20 protein-coding genes are annotated in these 17,904 nt (G+C 41.7%); 9 read left to right on the top strand and 11 right to left on the bottom strand.

Translation table 11 applies throughout. The features are described 5' to 3' along the window. The first annotated feature begins 111 nt into the window (after positions 1-111). The 5 genes from P1X15_RS08645 to P1X15_RS08625 all read left to right on the top strand — a co-directional run bounded on the left by P1X15_RS08645 (position 112) and on the right by P1X15_RS08625 (position 2,766). Positions 112-1,056 carry a hypothetical protein gene (locus P1X15_RS08645; RefSeq protein WP_277337747.1) on the top strand — a complete coding sequence of 315 codons (945 nt, stop codon included), beginning with the start codon at positions 112-114 and terminating at the stop codon, positions 1,054-1,056. A gap of 12 nt (positions 1,057-1,068) precedes the next feature. Beyond that, positions 1,069-1,827: a hypothetical protein gene (locus tag P1X15_RS08640; RefSeq protein WP_277337746.1), complete on the top strand. Its 759-nt coding sequence runs from the start codon at positions 1,069-1,071 to the stop codon at positions 1,825-1,827. 97 nt (positions 1,828-1,924) lie between these two features. Next, positions 1,925-2,266, top strand: a complete 342-nt coding sequence (locus P1X15_RS08635) for a hypothetical protein (RefSeq protein WP_277337745.1) — start codon at positions 1,925-1,927, stop codon at positions 2,264-2,266. 29 nt (positions 2,267-2,295) lie between these two features. Beyond that, positions 2,296-2,496 (top strand): hypothetical protein, encoded by a 201-nt coding sequence (locus P1X15_RS08630; protein WP_277337744.1) that lies wholly within the window; start codon positions 2,296-2,298, stop codon positions 2,494-2,496. A gap of 69 nt (positions 2,497-2,565) precedes the next feature. After that, the gene (locus P1X15_RS08625; RefSeq protein ID WP_277337743.1) at positions 2,566-2,766 is read left to right on the top strand and encodes a hypothetical protein; all 201 of its coding nucleotides are present in this window, start codon (positions 2,566-2,568) and stop codon (positions 2,764-2,766) included. A gap of 494 nt (positions 2,767-3,260) precedes the next feature. On the opposite strand, the gene P1X15_RS08620 is transcribed toward P1X15_RS08625, so the two are convergent. Then, positions 3,261-3,893, bottom strand: a complete 633-nt coding sequence (locus P1X15_RS08620; RefSeq protein WP_277337742.1) for an acetyltransferase — start codon at positions 3,891-3,893, stop codon at positions 3,261-3,263. A gap of 185 nt (positions 3,894-4,078) precedes the next feature. Here P1X15_RS08620 and P1X15_RS08615 point away from each other — a divergent pair, with 185 nt between their 5' ends. Beyond that, positions 4,079-4,897, top strand: a complete 819-nt coding sequence (locus tag P1X15_RS08615; RefSeq protein ID WP_277337741.1) for a UDP-2,3-diacylglucosamine diphosphatase — start codon at positions 4,079-4,081, stop codon at positions 4,895-4,897. A gap of 66 nt (positions 4,898-4,963) precedes the next feature. Here P1X15_RS08615 and P1X15_RS08610 read toward each other — a convergent pair whose 3' ends face one another. Together P1X15_RS08610 and purE are read right to left on the bottom strand one after the other, a co-directional pair. Next, a complete protein-coding gene (locus tag P1X15_RS08610) occupies positions 4,964-5,674 on the bottom strand; it encodes a LysM peptidoglycan-binding domain-containing protein (RefSeq protein ID WP_277337740.1) in 711 nt (236 codons plus the stop codon). 96 nt (positions 5,675-5,770) lie between these two features. Next, positions 5,771-6,259 (bottom strand): 5-(carboxyamino)imidazole ribonucleotide mutase, encoded by a 489-nt coding sequence (gene purE / locus P1X15_RS08605; protein WP_277337739.1) that lies wholly within the window; start codon positions 6,257-6,259, stop codon positions 5,771-5,773. 115 nt (positions 6,260-6,374) lie between these two features. Here purE and P1X15_RS08600 point away from each other — a divergent pair, with 115 nt between their 5' ends. After that, positions 6,375-7,286, top strand: a complete 912-nt coding sequence (locus tag P1X15_RS08600) for a sterol desaturase family protein (RefSeq protein WP_277337738.1) — start codon at positions 6,375-6,377, stop codon at positions 7,284-7,286. Here the strand turns inward: P1X15_RS08600 and P1X15_RS08595 are convergent. Together P1X15_RS08595 and P1X15_RS08590 are read right to left on the bottom strand one after the other, a co-directional pair. After that, complete coding sequence (locus P1X15_RS08595; protein WP_277337737.1) at positions 7,258-8,295, bottom strand: LacI family DNA-binding transcriptional regulator; 1,038 nt, start codon at positions 8,293-8,295, stop codon at positions 7,258-7,260. The two genes, P1X15_RS08600 and P1X15_RS08595, sit on opposite strands and share 29 nt — an antisense overlap. A gap of 74 nt (positions 8,296-8,369) precedes the next feature. Then, positions 8,370-9,254 (bottom strand): inositol oxygenase family protein, encoded by an 885-nt coding sequence (locus P1X15_RS08590; RefSeq protein WP_277337736.1) that lies wholly within the window; start codon positions 9,252-9,254, stop codon positions 8,370-8,372. 247 nt (positions 9,255-9,501) lie between these two features. On the opposite strand from P1X15_RS08590, the gene mce reads away from it, so the two are divergent. Together mce and P1X15_RS08580 are read left to right on the top strand one after the other, a co-directional pair. Continuing rightward, a complete protein-coding gene (gene mce / locus P1X15_RS08585) occupies positions 9,502-9,906 on the top strand; it encodes a methylmalonyl-CoA epimerase (RefSeq protein WP_277337735.1) in 405 nt (134 codons plus the stop codon). Positions 9,907-9,930: 24 nt separating this feature from the next. Further along, positions 9,931-10,593, top strand: a complete 663-nt coding sequence (locus P1X15_RS08580) for a lysoplasmalogenase (protein ID WP_277337734.1) — start codon at positions 9,931-9,933, stop codon at positions 10,591-10,593. Between the two features lie 84 nt (positions 10,594-10,677). Here P1X15_RS08580 and P1X15_RS08575 read toward each other — a convergent pair whose 3' ends face one another. From P1X15_RS08575 to P1X15_RS08550, 6 genes are all read right to left on the bottom strand, one after another. Next, a complete protein-coding gene (locus P1X15_RS08575; protein WP_277337733.1) occupies positions 10,678-12,015 on the bottom strand; it encodes a TolC family protein in 1,338 nt (445 codons plus the stop codon). Between the two features lie 51 nt (positions 12,016-12,066). Beyond that, positions 12,067-15,168 carry an efflux RND transporter permease subunit gene (locus P1X15_RS08570; RefSeq protein WP_277337732.1) on the bottom strand — a complete coding sequence of 1,034 codons (3,102 nt, stop codon included), beginning with the start codon at positions 15,166-15,168 and terminating at the stop codon, positions 12,067-12,069. A gap of 8 nt (positions 15,169-15,176) precedes the next feature. Then, the gene (locus P1X15_RS08565; RefSeq protein WP_277337731.1) at positions 15,177-16,214 is read right to left on the bottom strand and encodes an efflux RND transporter periplasmic adaptor subunit; all 1,038 of its coding nucleotides are present in this window, start codon (positions 16,212-16,214) and stop codon (positions 15,177-15,179) included. A gap of 4 nt (positions 16,215-16,218) precedes the next feature. Beyond that, positions 16,219-16,620 (bottom strand): hypothetical protein, encoded by a 402-nt coding sequence (locus P1X15_RS08560; protein ID WP_277337730.1) that lies wholly within the window; start codon positions 16,618-16,620, stop codon positions 16,219-16,221. Between the two features lie 104 nt (positions 16,621-16,724). Further along, complete coding sequence (locus tag P1X15_RS08555; protein WP_277337729.1) at positions 16,725-17,282, bottom strand: Crp/Fnr family transcriptional regulator; 558 nt, start codon at positions 17,280-17,282, stop codon at positions 16,725-16,727. Positions 17,283-17,319: 37 nt separating this feature from the next. After that, positions 17,320-17,892, bottom strand: a complete 573-nt coding sequence (locus P1X15_RS08550; RefSeq protein WP_277337728.1) for a DUF4269 domain-containing protein — start codon at positions 17,890-17,892, stop codon at positions 17,320-17,322. Positions 17,893-17,904: the final 12 nt, after the last annotated feature.

The following is a 17,904-nucleotide window of genomic DNA, read 5'->3' as shown; positions in this document are numbered from 1 at the left end:
CACAGCATTGGCCGAAAAAGTACTTTTGGGAAGATTTTACGAAGTCCTCATTACTCCTTACGAAGCATTCAATTATTTTAAAAATTTACGAATTTTTGAAAAATTATATAAATGAAAAAGCTGTTGATGTTTTTATTCTTTGTAGGAATAGGCTATTTTGACGGGTATACACAAACCGCCAAAGCTCCAGCCAAGAAGACCACTATAACAAAACCCAAATCCTCCGGCAATGGTACAGGCAGTAGTGCTACTAAATTGCCCGGTGGTTCTAATAAGACCGCCGCGGGGTCAACCTCAGGAAGTAATGGACGACGTAATGCTACCAAACTACCTGCTGGCGGTTCTACTAAAACTGCGACGGGGGCAACCTCAGGAAGCAATGCTACCAAACTACCTGCTGGCGGTTCTACTAAAACTGCGGCAGGTTCAGCCTCAAGTGATAATGTTGGAAGCAACGCCACCAAATTGCCCGCTGGTGGTACTACCACTTCACCCACACAACAACCTCGTAGCAATAGTTATTCATCCACTCCCCAAAGAAGTTCCTCTAATCGAAGCAGTTCTTCGTATAGTTCTTCTTCCAGACGTTCGACTGGGTATGGTTTTAGTCAAGGAAATCACCTCCTCAACATTGGTTTAGGTTTGGGTTATAATGGCTACTATTCTAGGGCGTTACCTATCGGAGCTTCTTACGAATATGGCATCCACCCTGATATTAGTGTAGGGGCACAGTTAGACTTTGCTTGGGCTTCGTATTATAGTTCTTATTACTACTACAACAGCTACTACCGTCGCTATTGGGCTACTTATATCGGTGCACGAGGGTCTTACCACTTCAATCGAATACTCAGCTTAGATTCTAACAAATTTGATCTGTATGCAGGTGCAGGAATCGGTTATAGAAACTATTCCGGCTACTACTATTACTACAGCCCCATACATATCAATTTTTTTGCAGGAGGGAAGCTCTATTTTTCTAAGTCAGTCGGCGGGTTTTTAGAACTGGGCTACACCGGTTTGTCTTATACCAAGATTGGGGTGTCTATTAAACTTTAATTTAAATTCATTATGAACGATTTTAAAAAACCCAAATTTGTTCTAATCATCCTAGCAGGGCTTGTGGGGATTTGGCATCTCACTACAGCCATGACTTCCAAAATCAGCATTGCAGGCCCTTTTATGGCAAAACCAGTCGAAGGCTACACTTGGATAGGAGCAGATAACGCTGAATCTCGATTTTTCTGGCAAAATACCGATGTGAAATGGCAGGCAGGTACACCTCATCCCGAATTTAAAGTCGAAACCACAGAAATTGTAGGTATCTGGGATCCTATGCCTGGCTATGAATTTATAGATAAAACCCGAGGGTTACAAACCGTCTGGAAATCAGGGCTACTGCATCCGGACTATATGGCGTGGTCTGACAAAACCGAGGGGCAATGGTCGCCTGTTACCGGCTATAAATTTATTTATGATGGGGATACTTTTACCGAAACCGTTTGGAATCCCAACCATCGTTATCAGGAATTGAAAGTGATTTCTTTAGCCGACCAAGACAAGTATGCTCCTTTTCCGGGCTATCAATTTATAAAACCCAACGAAAGCCTCGAAGTAGTTTGGGTGCCTGGCACAATCAATTATGAGAACCCTAAACAAATCGCTGGCCAGCAAGAAGGAAGCTGGGTTACTAATTCCCGCCCTTTGCCACCACGCTACCGTTCGGGGGGGCTTACTCCGGGCGAAGCATTTGTCGTAGGGGCTTTTGTGGGAGGAGCAGTAGGATATGGAGTTGGTCGCAGGCATTATTACAGACCTTATTGGTATTAGTCTACTCCATATTTGATACCAAACTCCAAAAAGTTGGCGTTCAATCTAGCATTGATTCAGGTCCAGCCGTTGGATATAACATATCAGAAAAATTTTAATGAAACAACTACTCGTATTGCTGGTTTTATTCACGTTTTTGGGCTGCTCCAAAAACGGTGAACCCGGAGCTAATCTAAAGTTGGCCGGAACTACTTGGGTCGCCGTGTATTCTACGAATTCAACGACGGGAGAGATACTTTACAATCGCTACCGATTTACAACTGATAAGGATGGGGTAGATGAATTTTACTACCAAGTATCTAAAATTATCAGTAGCGTTGATGTTACCTATAAATACAATCCACCAAATCTCTTGCTTACTCATGATGGCTATACTTGGCAAAGTGAAGTTGTAGGGAATAAGATTAAACGAAATCAGCTTGAATATATCAGGCAGTAGGTAAATATTACTCTGGCCAACAAAAATTTATGAAAACCGCTCTTCTATTTATAACGCTGCTGATTATCTTGACGGGTTGTCAGAATGACGGTCCACTCTCTACTAACAAACGTATTGCCCGCAGCTGGCAGAATGAGTCCTCTACGGTGGTGTCAGTAGCAACTGGCATATCCGTAGTAACGTATAGCCGACTAACCTCTGCCTATAAGGCTTGGATGAATTTGGCTTAGGATGGTACCTATACAGGTTATCTTGATAACGACGTCACCACTGGGACATGGCAGTTAGGGGATAATCAATTGAAAATCACAGTACCCAATTCTTCTATCCCAGTATATGAGGTAGAAAAGGTTTCTGCGAAAAATTTGACGTTACTTTCTGTGGTACCGGCCAATCCCCAAGACCCTAACCAACAAGCATTTCTATCTTTATTACAATGGAGATACGGGGTTGACATATCGCAAGGTGTGCGGCTTACGATTGAATATTCGGCTCGGTAAGGATCGAGCAGCGTCATTGTTGGCGTAATAGGTTATCCAAAGTAAAACAGAAGTAAAAGTTGTAAATAGTTTACAGTCAATAATTTGTGTATTCACCTATCCAACATCTATTAATTGATGATTTCAAGCAATAACACCCCCCAATTTTGCCTCAATCTAGTTTTTGAATTGTCACTAAAAAGTAGACATAGGCCTAATACTGTAAATCACTCAAAAACTCATTTAATGTTGGAACTGGCATTTACTCTTATTTCACTAAATTGAGTTTATGAACGATTTGTTTTAACTCCCAAACGATTTGTTCTTGAATGTATTCATCGTGGGGTTGGCCATCACCGAGCAATTGGGCCAATTTTAATCGGTCGCTAGGTGGTGGTAAATGTTGTCTACTTAACTAAGCTAACTCGTTAATTGATAGTGGAATATTGGAATTTAAGGAGGCTTTCCTCTGCTTTTTAATTGTAAGATAAATATAAAAACAAATAACAAATTCATCACACTTTCTGCGCGGGATTACCAAATACCCTGCCGCCCGCAGGTACATTTTCCACTACTACTGAGCCTGCTCCTACGCTGGCACCTTGCCCGATTTTAACGCCTGCAATCAAGGTTGCCCCTGCCCCAATGAAGGCGTCGTTGTCGATAACAACCCCGCTTCCAATGACGCTTCCCGCGCCGATGTTTACATAATCTCCAATGGTAGCTCCGTGGTCTACTATAGCCCCCGACTGAATGAGGTTGTGATGACCAATGCTTGCTTTTACATTGATCACGGCGCGAGCTGCAATAAGATTGCCATGACCTATTTCGGCTAAAGTCGAAACGACCGCTGTGTCATGAATGGCGTTGACGGGCATGATGTGACGGCGTTCGTTGAGCATTTCGACCAAGTTGCGTCGTAAAGTACGCTCTTCGACGGCCACAAAAGCTTCACATTTTTTACCAATCAACTTCAAAAAACCGTCATCATCAGTACTACCTAATACGAGGTATTGGTCTATTTCGGTATTGTGTAAAGAGGTATTGTCGTCGAGAAGTCCGTAGACCACTACATTGTTTCTTTGAAAAATATCTAACGCGACTAAGCCTAAGCCAGTGGCACCAAAAATTAATACGGGATTTTCCATTCAATAATCAGATTTATGAGACATTTATCTAATGTCTCTTTTAAGTAAATGTTTAATCATGTTTTGGTCGCTAAAGTTCCTGATATAGGTAGTGTTATCAAAATGTTATTAGCTATTTTAAAAATTAGCAAAACGATAAATCCTTGAAAATGAATAAGTAAAAGGAATGTATTTTTTTTGATAGCATGAAAAATACAACACATTTTCGGACAATCGTTATTTCAGATTTGCACTTGGGTACGGGCGGTTCCAAGGCCAAAGAAGTAACCAATTTTCTCAAACACTATAAGTGTCGCAAACTAATTCTGAACGGTGACATCATCGACGGCTGGCAGCTTAAGAAATATGGCGCTTGGAAAAAGAAGCATACCGCTTTTTTTAAGACTGTATTGAAGATGATGGACGAATATGATACCAAGGTAATTTATTTGCGTGGTAATCATGATGATTTTATGGATCAAATCATGCCTCTCAAATTAGGCAAACAGTTTCAGATTCGGAAAGATTACGTTCTCAAATCAAAAGACAAGCGGTTTTATGTCACGCATGGGGATGTATTTGATAGTATTACTACCAATATGAAATGGATAGCGTATCTGGGGGATATGGGTTATACATTTTTGTTGTGGGTCAATAAGTTATACAATCACTATCGTACTTGGCGAGGGTTGCCCTACTATTCATTGTCGCAGGTGGTAAAGCAGCGTGTAAAAGCAGCTGTGAGCTATATCTCAGATTTTGAGGAGAAACTGACTGAGCTAGCCAAATCTCGTAACTGCGACGGGGTAATATGTGGGCATATTCACCAGCCAGCAATTCGACAAATTGGAGACTTGATATATATGAACTCTGGTGATTGGGTAGAATCGCTGAGTGCATTGGTAGAAGATGAGGAAGGGGAATGGCACTTGGTGTATTACAACGAACAAGAAGTAAAAGAAGTAGCTGAGCCTACGATTTCGGAGTTTTTTGGGAGGAAAGAAAGACTTGCTCAGGTGAGTTGAGCAGGGAGGTTATGCAAAAAAAGCCTACGCTTGTTACAAACGTAGGCCGAGTCAGTATGATTTAATCTATTTTTTTTCAGGGAATGGGATAACCAGCTTTTCACCACGTTCGGCAAAATTTTTAGTCTTTTTGTTCGCAGCCATCAACTGTTGCACTGAGATTCCATATTTATCGGCTACTACGCGCAAAATATCCCCAGGCCCTACAGTATGAATGGCTTGTACGCGTATTTTGATGCGCGTTACGCCCGACTTTACATCTTTGCTTTCATCTTGGATGCTAGGATTAAGTCCCTTAAGGGTAGTGCTTTTGATATTATAGCGATTAGCAATACCATAAAAAGTCTCTCCTGCTTGTACCGTATGGGTAATTTCAACGCCTCCTGGATCCACTACTACTTTTTTTGGCTCTTCTACTGGTTTGGTTTCAGTAGGCTTTTTTGTTTCTTCTTCGAGCTCAGGTCTTGGGGTTTTGGTAGCCAATTCTTCTTCTTTTGGAGGCGGAGGCAGCGTTTCGGACGAAGCCTCCTCTGAGGCTTGGCTAGTAGCAGGAGGCTGAGCGAGCTGACCGTCATTGTTAGGAATGGGCTGCAATTCCCGACCTGTGGTATCGAGTGGTGTATTGAGTATCTGATCTACATCGGCGGCATCGTCGGCGATGTATTCATAACCTACGTACAACAATCCTGCAATCATCACTACTAAGACGCCTAACGAGAGGTAGGGCAATTTCGAAGATTCTTCGGGACGACGATTTCTATTTTCGTTTTCTGACATTTTCTTTTAAATGAAATTTACAATGATGCGTTGAGTAAGATTTTTATTATTATATAAAGATATTACTCAGATTGTTTTAATGAAATAAACAAAAATTTATGCCCGGTATTTTTGGGCTTCCGCACTCATTTCTTCGACTTTGACTTTGAGAGATTCTTTGTAGGCAAATAAAGTGTCTGCTACTTTCTCATCGGACGATCCGATGATTTGGGCGGCCAGAATGCCGGCGTTGCGGGCGCCATTGAGTGCTACCGTGGCTACGGGTACACCAGAGGGCATTTGCAATATAGACAATACCGAATCCCAGCCGTCAATAGAATTGCTACTTTTGACTGGTACTCCAATGACCGGCAAGGTCGTAAGTGATGCCACCATTCCAGGCAAATGAGCTGCGCCACCTGCTCCTGCAATGATGACCTTTAATCCTCTCAAACGGGCGCTTTTTCCATATTCGACCATTTTTTCGGGAGTACGGTGGGCTGAAACTATATCAATCTCGTAATTGATTCCAAATTCTTTTAAAATGTCGGCAGCTTCTTGCATGACTTTTAGGTCAGAGATACTACCCATGATGATTCCTACCATACTCGTACTATCGGGATTTGTGCTATTATACGGCGTTTAGGCTAGTTTGTCAAGTTTGGCACCGTATATATTTTGTTTTTTGCTAACTTTGCAACGCAAAAATAGTATTTTTCTAATGACTAACGAATTAGAACAAACCATAATTCAATTAACAACGCCTTTTTATGCAATATTAATTGGATTGGAGGCACTTCTGAGCCATTGGCAACATCGCCATTTTTATACGTGGCGCGATACTTTTACCAATTTTCTTTTGATGCTTTTCAATGGAGGAATTGATTTGGCTTTTCGAGCAGTATATGTAGTGATTTTGGCTTGGTTTTATCAATACCACTTTACCGAAATTACCAACGTGTATGCTTATTGGTTATTGCTGTTTTTGGCCGAAGATTTTGTGTTTTACTTGTTGCACGTAGTAGACCATTATAGTAGGTTTTTTTGGGCGGTGCATGTCACGCATCATTCATCTGAGTTTTTTAACTTGACTACAGGTTTTCGTTCTTCAGTATTTCAGCCGTTGTATCGGTTTGTTTATTTCATTCCATTGGTATTGGTAGGTTTCAAGCCAGCCGATATTATATTGATGTACTCTATTACTCAGACTTACGGGATTATTGTACATACCAATTACGTGGGGAAATTGGGCTGGTTAGGATATATTTTTGTGACCCCCTCGCATCATCGCGTACACCATGCTTCCAATACCCGCTATCTCGACAAAAACATGGGTATGTGTCTTATCATCTGGGATCGTATTTTTGGTACTTTTCAAGAAGAATTAGAAGAAGAACCCGTACGGTATGGTCTTACTAAGTCATTGGAAGATACTAGTTTGACGAATACCATTTTTCATGAATGGAAAGCTATCTTCAAAGACTTAGGACGAAAAGTAAGCTGGAAAACCAAGCTAAAATACGTATTTAGCCCTCCCGGATGGTCGCACGATGGTAGCACCATGACCAGCAATCAGCTACGAGAAGCTGAAAAGCAATCAAAGTTTAAGCCCGAAGAGATGACTCACGGATGATGAGCGATGAAGGTAGTATCAGGTTTTCAAAGGGTAAAGTACGGTCTTTGATTTCTCCCAAAAAAATGCGAGAAGCTTCTGCCCCAATCTGCTTGCCAGGACGCCTGACGGTGCTAAGTGGGGGCGAAATATAAGCCGAAATAGGGGAGTCATCAAAACCAACAATAGCTACTTGCCTAGGTACTTCAAATCCTTGCTCGCGTATTACATACATAGCACCAATCGCCACTTGATCGTTGACCCCAAAAATTCCATCTGGAGGAGAAGGGAGTTCCATAAAACGTTGGGTGGGAATGACAGCACTATCGACTTTGAAATTGGTATTGGCGATTAGGTCTTCATTGATAGGCAGCTGATACTTTATGAGGCAGTCCAAATATCCATTGAATCGCTGCTCCGTCACCGCCAGACCGTGAGGGCCTTTTAAATGGGCAATTCGTTGGCAGCCCATTTTCACTAGGTGTTCGGTGGCGGCAAATGCACCGTAATAGTCGTCAATGGTGACTCTACTGGCCTCAAATCCCCCATATTCACGGTCAATAAAAACCAACGGAACTTTGCGCTGAATGATACTTTCGAGGTGCTCGTAGTGGCCAGAGTCGTAGGTTTCTTGCGAAATCGAAAGAAAAATCCCTTCTACTCGATTGGCTAGGAGCTTTTCTACGTATTCTTTTTCTAGAAGATAACTCTCGTTGGTGACACAGATATTCATCAAGTAACCTTGGGGCTGTAGTATTGACTGTAACCCGTCGATGATGGCGGTTTCGTGCTGGTGGTTGAGCGTTGGAACAATCACGCCCAGCGTACCTGTGCGCTTGTTGAGTAAGCTAAGCGACACCGAATTGCGCTGATAACCTACCTTTTGCGCGTATTCTTGTAAGTTTTTGCGGGTATCTTCATTAATAAGAGGGTGATTGTTTAATGCCCTAGAAACCGTTGAAGGAGAGCATTTAAACTTACGAGCAATGTCTTTGATCGTGACAGGGCGGTCAGATGAAGGTGTTTTCATGAGCTTATAATAGAAGCCCTAAATTAAGTATTTGGTGATTAAAAATAAAGAGCGGTGTGAGCCGCTCTTTATTTTTAGAATTTCAAGGTAGTAGGCAAGTATTTCGCTGCCAAATCTTCGTAATAAGGACGAAGCTCTTTCCAGTTGGGAGGAGTGGGAGCTTTCGAATATAAGTCGTATGGGTTAAACAATTTTACCCATTTGAAGTATTCGTGATCGTGAGCATCCATGAGGTGATTGTAAGCTTGCTCGCGGTGCTGTGCATAAAATGAGTGATAGCGAATCATGTAAAGCGCTGACTCTGGCAAATAATCTTTTACCATTTGATAAAGATACTCGTCGTGGCCCCACGACATGTGTACGTTGCGCAGGCCGCAATTAGGCTCATACACACCGTATTGGGTGTTGTATCTTTCATCTTTTGAGTCAGGATTGGCATCAAAAAATTCGGGATAAACGATTCGATCAGAGTGCTTGCAGCCCACAGGGAAAGTATCTCCCACAACCGCCCATTGTGGCTCACCAAAGAGACAAAGCACTTTGCCCATGTCATGTAGCAAGCCCGTCAACACAAACCAATCAGGATGGCCATCGGCACGGATAGCTTCTGAGGTTTGGAGAAGGTGCTGAAGCTGGTCAAGCTCAATATCTGGATCTGAGTCATCGACAAGGGTGTTTAAGAACTGGAAAGCGTCCCATACGGGCATTTCTTTTTTATCAAATTTTAAGAATTCCTGTTCTTTTTCCATCACAAAATCATAAGTTTGATATTTGTGATTGAGGCGATAAAACTCCGTAACAGTATCACGGCCCGGTTGGTCGTAGTTACGAAATTCTTCTTTGGCTTTCGCTTGCGCTATGCTATCAGGGTCGGGATAACGTTTAAGAAGGTCATCTTCCCATTCATCTAAACTTGATAAGGGTGCAATTTCGGCATTGCTATAAGACGTGGTGCTCATTTGAGTATGTTAGAGTAAATAATATCTTGAAGAATGTTTGTGACTGAGCAAATATACATTATTAATATTTGAAGAAATAAAGACAGAAATAAGAAAAACTAATGCAAACGTTTGAAAAAAAATATTAAAACTTACAGAAAATGAAGAAGGAATTTAAGTAGAGTAAGTTATCAAAAAATCACTCGTGAGACTTGGAGGGATATTGTCTTTTAAAAATAATCTTTTTTCAATCATCAACTATCAGAATATGCTTACCAACGTCGAACATTTAGGGATTGCTGTCAAGAGTATTACGGCTTCCGACGAATTATTTTCCAAGCTTTTTAACATAGCCCCCTACAAACACGAAGCTGTAGAAGCAGAGGGAGTTACGACTTCTTTTTTTAGGGTTAATCAAACCAAAATAGAGCTTCTAGAAGCTACCAATCCTGATAGTCCTATTGCTAAGTTTATCGAAAAAAAAGGAGAGGGTATCCATCATGTCGCTTTTGAAGTAGATGATATCGTAAGTGAAATGCAGCGGCTTAAAGAAGAAGGCTTTGTGCTTCTTAATGAGGCCCCCAAGCAAGGTGCTGACAATAAGCTAGTTTGCTTCTTGCATCCCAAAGGTACGAATGGAGTTTTGATAGAACTCTGCCAAGAAAAGAAATAGTATCTCAATTATATTTAGCTGCTCATGCGTTCAAAACTGATTATTTATTTAGGGATTGTCGTTGTCGAAATAGCTTGTAGTTATGCAGGGTTTAGAGAAGGCGTGTATGTTTTTAAGCCGCTTATTATGCTTTCGTTGTTGTTTTGGAGGCGCGATTATTTGAAGACTCATCCTTGGTTGTGGGTAGGAATGTGGTTTGGACTGGGAGGGGATGTGTTTTTGATGTTTGGGGGAGCCAATATGTTTATGGCGGGTTTGGGTTCTTTTCTTGTGATGCAGGTTTTTTATATCGTGGCTTTTCAAAAGACTCCTTCCTCCGCAGGTAAGCAGTATTTAAAGGTCAATTGGTGGAAACTGGCTTTACCTTTTGCGCTGTATGGGCTTATTTTTTTGACAATTTTGCATACTCCTATGGTTTTATCTCCTAAAAATCAAGGATTGTGGATACCCGTAGTAGCGTATTCTATTTGTTTGTGTAGTATGGGAGTGGCGGCAGCTTTTCGATTTAAGTCCGTATCTTCTACCAGTTTTAATTGGGTTTTAGTGGGGGCGATATTGTTTATCTTATCTGATTCGGGCATCGCACTCAACAAATTTTTATCTCCTTTTGAAGCGTCTACTTTGTTTGTGATGAGTACCTATGCCGCCGCGCAATGGTTGATAGTATGGGGTATTTCTAAGAAATAAAATCGTGACGTATAGCTTGCCCCAAATTATGATTTGGGGCAAAAAAGGTATTTCGTGTCTGATGCAAAAAATGACAAAGCATCCCTATTTTCCTATCAATACATCCAAGTCCGACACAGCTATTAGATACGACATTTTAGCGGCATACACATCTGCTTCAGCCTTCGCTACCAGCACTTTGGTTGATAACAAATCCGTTTTGAGATTCATACCAGCGGCCTGTTTGTCAGTCTGTAATTTCAGTTCTTCTTGACGATACTTTAAGGCTTTTTCGGCGACCTCAATCAAAGATTTACTTTGGAGAGCTTTACGGTAGGCTTTGTCGATTTCGTACGAAAGCTGCTGTTTGGTATAATCTATGTTTTCTTGGGCTTGTTTGAGTTGAAAGGCGCGTTGTTTTTGGGTTTGTTTGTTGGCATACAAGTCTTGGATATTCCATTTTAAATTGATACCCACAAACGGGTTGTTGGCGGGTGCTAAAGGGTTGCCACTTTGGAAGGCATAGCCTGCAATCAAACCCAAATCTGGCCGCTCGCTCAATTTGGCCGCTTTGATGCCCAATTCTGCTTTGTTTTTAGAAAGATTGGCAAGTTGTAGATCAGGATTAGCAGAAAGTTCGGTTTTGAGTTCTTCCACGTTGGGCAGCCCAACGAGCAGCGGGAGTGAGCTTTCTAAGTTGAAGTTTTCGCTTTCCAATCCCGCCAATTTAGCAATATCGGATTTATAGTTTTGAATCTGAAAATTCAATTTCAAGATGTTTTGCTCTTCGTCGGCGATATTGGCAAGTAAGCCTACTTTGTTGACATCAAGCGTTTTGCCTGCCTCCAAAGCGTTTTCGACATCTTTCATTCGGGTATGAGCTAGCTCAAGTTTGGCTTGGGCTTCTTCTAGTTGTTTTTGGGCAATGAGTGTCCCAAAATACAGTTGCTCAATGCCATGCTTGATTTGTAAAGTGATTTTTTGCTTTTCTTTTTCACTTACCACCGTTTCTAATTTACTAGCTTCGATGCCCGTTTTGATTTTTGCTTGTTGCGAAAGAGGTTGATAAGCACTCACTCCGATGTTGTAATTACTTTTTTTACCAACCGTAAAACTTTCATCTTGGTTGGGCAAAAGTACTTGATTGGTGGCACTAAGAGGGATAGTGCCGATGGTTCCCGCAGGGATTGTGATTTCGGCTAAGTTGAAATTATACTGATACGTACTACTGAGATTTACCGCAGGTAAGCGTTTGATTTCGTCTTCTTTGACTTTGGCTTTGCGCTCCTCAATCTGCCATTGTTTGATGGCTAGGCCACGGTTGGATTTAAGGGCAACATCCGTCAATTGCTCTAACGAATAAGTAGTTTGTGCCCAAGAATTTTGTATGGATAGAATACCACACATCAACAAGGGTACGGTGAATATTTTTAGATTTTTCATTTTCGTAATTTTTAAGTCCTGCTAGAGGTAACTCTTAACATTTCTGAATTTTTAAACTGCCGAATTCTCCAATTCAGCCTTCGATAAAATGTCTTTTTTGTCTTTGGCCTTGACCCAGCCGATATAAAGTACCGGAACTGTGATGAGTGCCATAATCATGCTCCAAACTACTCCAAAGGCCAACACGCTTGCGAGAGGCGCCCACATAGGAGATTGGGAGATAATCATGGGAAGTACACCGATTGCCGCAGCCATTGCTGTCAGAAATATAGGGCGGAGACGACGCTTGCCACTTTCTACGGCTGCCGTTTGGATATCCATACCATGTCGCATGAGTTCGTTGGTGTGGTCAACGAGAATGATAGCATTACGAACCACAATCCCCGACAACGAAATCAACCCAATAAAAGCAGTAAAACTAAAGTTGTTGCCAGTGACGGCTAAACCTAAAATAGCACCGAATAAGCTCAAGGGAATCGTAAGCATGACGATGGTGGACTCTTTTAGGTTTTTGAATTGAAACAACAAAATGAAGAATATTAGTACCAAACTCACCACAAGGGCGGTAATCATTTGAGAAAGAGTCTCTTGTTTGTTGGCATATTCGCCTCCGTACTCAATATGATAGCCATTGGGCAAGGAGAGCTTTTCAATCTGCGGTTTGATTTGATTCAAAAGTTCGGCTGGCAAAACCCCATGCGCTACCTCCGACTGCACCGTAAGTGTACGAACGCCGTTGCGGTGCATGATTTTGCCTGTTTGCCACTGAGGTACCACATCTACTATTTGGCGGAGAGGTACATTACTTCCCGTAATCGGTGATTTTAGGTATATTCTTTGGAGGTCGTCCGTATTTTGGCGGTTGGCGTCGTCTAAGCGCAGCACGATATTGACGGCATTGTTGCCTTCATAAATGTTTGAAATAGCGGCCCCGCTAAAACCTGTGTAAACCGTCTGCGAAATACTTGTTGTGGTAAATCCTAAGCGACTAGCTTCGGGTTTGAGATTGAGCGAGAGACCATAATAGTCTTCTCCAAAATCATTGCGGACTTGTTGGCTACCGTGGGCATTTTTGACGATAGAAGTTACTTGTTCACTGATTTCTTTCAAACGAGCCAAGTCGTCACCGACAATTCTGACTTCTAAAGGTGCTTTGAGCGGTGAGCCTTGTTGCATGAGTTTTACAAAAGTATTGCCCTCTGGTATAGTAGCTTCTACTTTTTGACTCAACTCTTCGGCCAGTGTTTCGGCGGTTTTTTCGTCAGTGGTGTTTACCAAAATCTGAGCGTAGTTGGTAGTAGGAAACTCAGGCGAAAAATTGTAGTAAAATCTAGGAGAAGCAGTACCCGTAAAGGTGGCATAAGAAACGACCCTTTTGTCATTTTTGAGGAGTGCTTCTGCTTTTTTAATGGCTTCATTGGTTTTGGCCAATTTAGTACCCGTGGGCATCCATACTTCTACGATAAATTGATTTCGTTCGGCGGCGGGAAAAAACAACTGCCGCACTCCACCTTTGAACAATAAACCTGCCAATAGAATAGAAGCAAAACTAGTGATGATGGTGGTTTTGGGGTATTTTACGCACCAATCAATGAGGCGATTATAACCTTCTTGCATGAAGTCGAGCAGTGACTTTCTTTTCTTTTTGTCTTGATTGTCAGCTTGATGTAAACCTTTTTTGATAAAAAGATAACATAACATGGGCGTAAGCAACATAGCTACTATGAAAGAAGAAAGCAATGCAATGGCCACCGTAATAGGTAAGGCAAAAATAAATTCGCCAACGCTACCATTGAGCAAAATCATCGGCATAAACGACGCCACAATGGTAATCGTAGCTACCAATACTGGCATGACTAGGTCGTTGGCACTGCGCCAAGCGGCTGTCCAGCGGTCTATGCCTTCGTCCAGAAGCTCCACGTAGTTGTCGGCAATCACGATGGCATCATCCACGACCATGCCCAATACCAAAATCAACGCCGCCAATGATACTTGATGAAGCTCGATACCAATGCCGTGCATGAGGGCGAAAGTGACGGCTACCGTCACAGGAATAGCCGTAGCAGCTACTGCCGCAATGCGGAAAGGCAACAGTAAAATCACCACTACAATAACTGATATAATGGCCAAAAAGAACTCTTTAATGAAGTGCGAAATATTTTCTTGTACCAAATGTGGCTGATTCACAATCGTCGTAATCTTGACGTGAGAAGGAATGACTTTTTGAGCTTGCTCGATTTTGGCATTGACTTCGTCACCAAATTTGACGATGTTGTTGCCTTCTTGCATCTGAATAGCCAACAAAATCGCTGAGTTTCCATTGACTGTAATAATGCTTTGAGGCTCGGTATAATCACGTTTGAACTTAGCTACGTCACCCAATTTTACGACCGAACCCGTTTGAGAAGTTCCCACAATCTGATCGGCTAAATCAGCTTCCGTATTATAATAACCTTTGGTATAAAGTGAGGTTTGGTTGTTTTGGGTTTTGATGTCGCCAGTGGGGTTTATCTTGTTTTGCGATTGCAAAAGGGTTACTACTTGCTGTAAACTGATGCCATATTGTGATAGCTTTTCTGAATTGGACGACACCACAATTTCTTCTTTTTGTTCACCAATGCGTTTCACTTTGGAAGTGGCAGGAATCGTCCGAAGATAATCTTCCAATTTTTGAGCGTAGCTTTTGAGTTCACTTGGGCTTGCAGTGGGGCTTTCCAAAGCGATTACCATCGCTTCTGTATCGCCAAAGTCCGAATTGACAATAGGCCCTCTGACGCCTTCTGGTAGATCTAGCTGCTTGGCTACAAGAAGTTGGTTACGGAGTTTGCTCCAAAAAATATCGGGCTGTTTGACTCTCTCGGTAAGTTCTACATTGATGACTACCACGCCATCTTTGGTGGTAGAGTAGGTTTTGGCTTTGTTTACTTCTTCGTATTGAAATAGATATTGCTCTAATTTTTTGGTGACTTGGTCTTCTACTTGCGAAGAGTTGGCACCGGGATAATACGCCACCACGAGCCCTGTGCGAATAGTGATTTTTGGGTCTTCGCGGCGGGGCATATTCAACAAAGATTGAATCCCAATCACAAACAACAATAACAATACTGAAATTGTGACTTGTTTATATTTTAAGGATGCTTGTATGATATTCATCGTCTTGCTTATTTAATCGTGACCAAAGAGCCATCGGTGATTTTGTTTTGACCAGCGGTTACTACTACGTCGCCGGTATTGAGTCCTTTAATAATCTCAACTTTGTTTTCAATCATTTTTCCGATACTTACTTCTCGTTTGAAAGCCTTGTTGACTGATTTGTCTACGACATACACGTAGGTTTGGTTGTTAATGTCGCGGCTGATACTTTCGACGGGCAAAAGCACCATTTCTGAAGTGGCGTTTACTTTGATTTTGGCTTCGGCTATCATGCCTGGGCGAATGCTTTGACCGGGATTTTCGACTTCGATTTTGATGGTAAAAGCCCTCGAAGTCACATCAGCGGCAGAGCCTACTTCTATCACACGACCCGAAAATGTTTTGTCTAAAGCTGAGATAGTAATATCGGCGCGCTGTCCGATTTTGATAAAATGAAGTTCACCTTCAGGAATATACGCCAACACTTTGACGCGACTAATGTCTGAGATAACAAAGCAAGGGATACCCGTACCAACAATTTCGCCCACTTCGGTCAATTTTTTCATCAATACCCCATTGATAGGAGCGTATAGTTTGGTGTCACTTTCGTTTTTTTGATGAAGTTGCTGTTGTAGTTTGGCTTGTTGTAGTGAAAAATTTACTTTCGAAAAATCACTCTCTGTGACACTTCCCTTGTCATGCAGGAGCTTGAGACGATTAAATTCGTCGGTTACGGCATTGGCTTGAACATCCGATAACTGCTTGGCAATGTTGTAGTTGGTAGGGTCTAAACTTGCTACCAATTGCCCTTTTTTAATGGTTTGTCCTTCGCGGGCTGCGATAAAGTTTACTTTGCCTGCCACCAAAAAACCAAGACGTACGGTGGTATTTCCTTCAATATTTCCACTGACCGAAATGTCGCTATTGATAGCGGAGGTGTGCACTTCTTCTACACTTACGGGAGTGGTTGTGGCAGTGGCGAGAGCTTTTTGTTCTGGCTGATTCTGATTGCAAGCGGCGAGCATTAACACTACGCTTGGCAATACATAGAGAATGGGATTTTTCATCTGTCTATTGATTTAAAAAATATTGTTCTTGAAATGAGATATTTTGAATTCCTAAAAAATGTAGCTCCGTCTCGGCTTCAAAACGGAGTTCGGGGGTAGCAGATAGGATTGCTTCTACCACCACACTCGTGTTGGAATTGATAATCGCTTCTAACACTTCGCGGACGAGATAGTGCTTATCGCTGTAAGTAGGTTGCTGAAAAAACACGACCAATCGGTGAGGGAAATGTTTTTGCAGAATCTCTATTTCTGGTTGGAAATGATAGTTGGTGGATTGGATACAGTAAACCAAAGACACAAACTCCACTTCCTCGGCAGTGAGCTTGTGCTTGAGTGTAGGAAAGAGCGAAGCCATTCCTGTTTCGTCAGCAACGATGATTTGGTGAATATGGGCTTGGTCCAACATTTGCGTTTTGTTTTGATGCTGCAAAGTTGGGGTGCCTGTGATTCTGGATTTTTAAGATAGATTAAAAAATGAAGAGATGCAGGAATTTTTTTCAATCCTAACACTTAAATCTGTCCTCTGATGACACTGAGGGTTTGTTGGGTAATGCCCAGATAAGAGGCAATATGACCTAAAGGCGCCCTCAACAGAATGTTGGGGTACTCTTTGAGCATACGCTCATAGCGCTCTTTGGCAGATTGGAATTTGATGGTATTGATGATGTCAGAAAATTTTTTGACGGCTTCGTACAGAAGCAGTTTTTCTACTTCTTTGATTTCGGGAAATTGGTGAAGCTTGTTAAAATCGTCGTAGCGAAAAGTGGTGATTACCGAACTTTCAATCAGCTCGTAACCATAAATGGAAAGGCTGCCGTGAAAAATACATTCAATCGGTAAAATGAAAGCACCTTCAGCCACAAAAGTATGCGTAATGTCTTTGTCGTCTTTGGTATAAAAAGACCTCAACAAACCTGCCTGTACATAATACACCCGATGCGACATTTCGCCTGGCATCAGCAAGGTATGCCCTTTAGGATAGGCTTTTGTTTTGCTGTTTGCATGGAGCCATTCCCCAATAGAGTCCGAGTATATCCCTTGTTGTTTTAGATAAGTAGTGAGTTCCACGTCGATTGCTTAGGTGAAGTAAAAGTAGGAAATTATTCTAGTTTTTGGGCGAGAAAAGGTTGTAGAAATCATTATTCAAAAACTCTTTTTCGTATTGAAGAAGAGCTTGGTAAGGATCATCGCCTAGGTCTAACAATACACCAAAAGCAGGTTCGGTTTTGTAGCCTTGTTGTTTTAAGTCGATGATTTGTTGTCTAAACTTTTCACCCTTTTGACAAAGAAGATAGTGTTCAATGCACATATGTCGGTAGCCCATTTGCTGCGTAGTAGGGATATTTTGCCCAAAAATCTCGACCGGAAATTCTTCTAAATCAAATTGTGCCACCACTGCTTGGTGACCTCTGATGATAGTTTCGTAGAGTTTGAATCCAGTTTGATTGCCTAATTTTTGGGTCAGGATATGGATAAAATTAGCTTTATCGTCCCAGCAACAAATAATATCCAAATCACTTGATGCAATATCGATTCCAATCGGAATAGTACCTACCAAAATGGGAGAAAATGCTTTCAAAATCTCCATTACTTTATAATGGTTGAGAAGTTGAAATACTTGTTTTTGCTTTTCATTCCCAGTTTTTAGGTAAGAAATATCAAGAAAATGAAGTTGCATTATTATGAGATG

It is taken from the genome of Runella sp. MFBS21, assembly GCF_029433105.1.
Classification (GTDB): domain Bacteria; phylum Bacteroidota; class Bacteroidia; order Cytophagales; family Spirosomataceae; genus Runella.
This window is presented reverse-complemented; position numbering and strand designations above follow the sequence as displayed.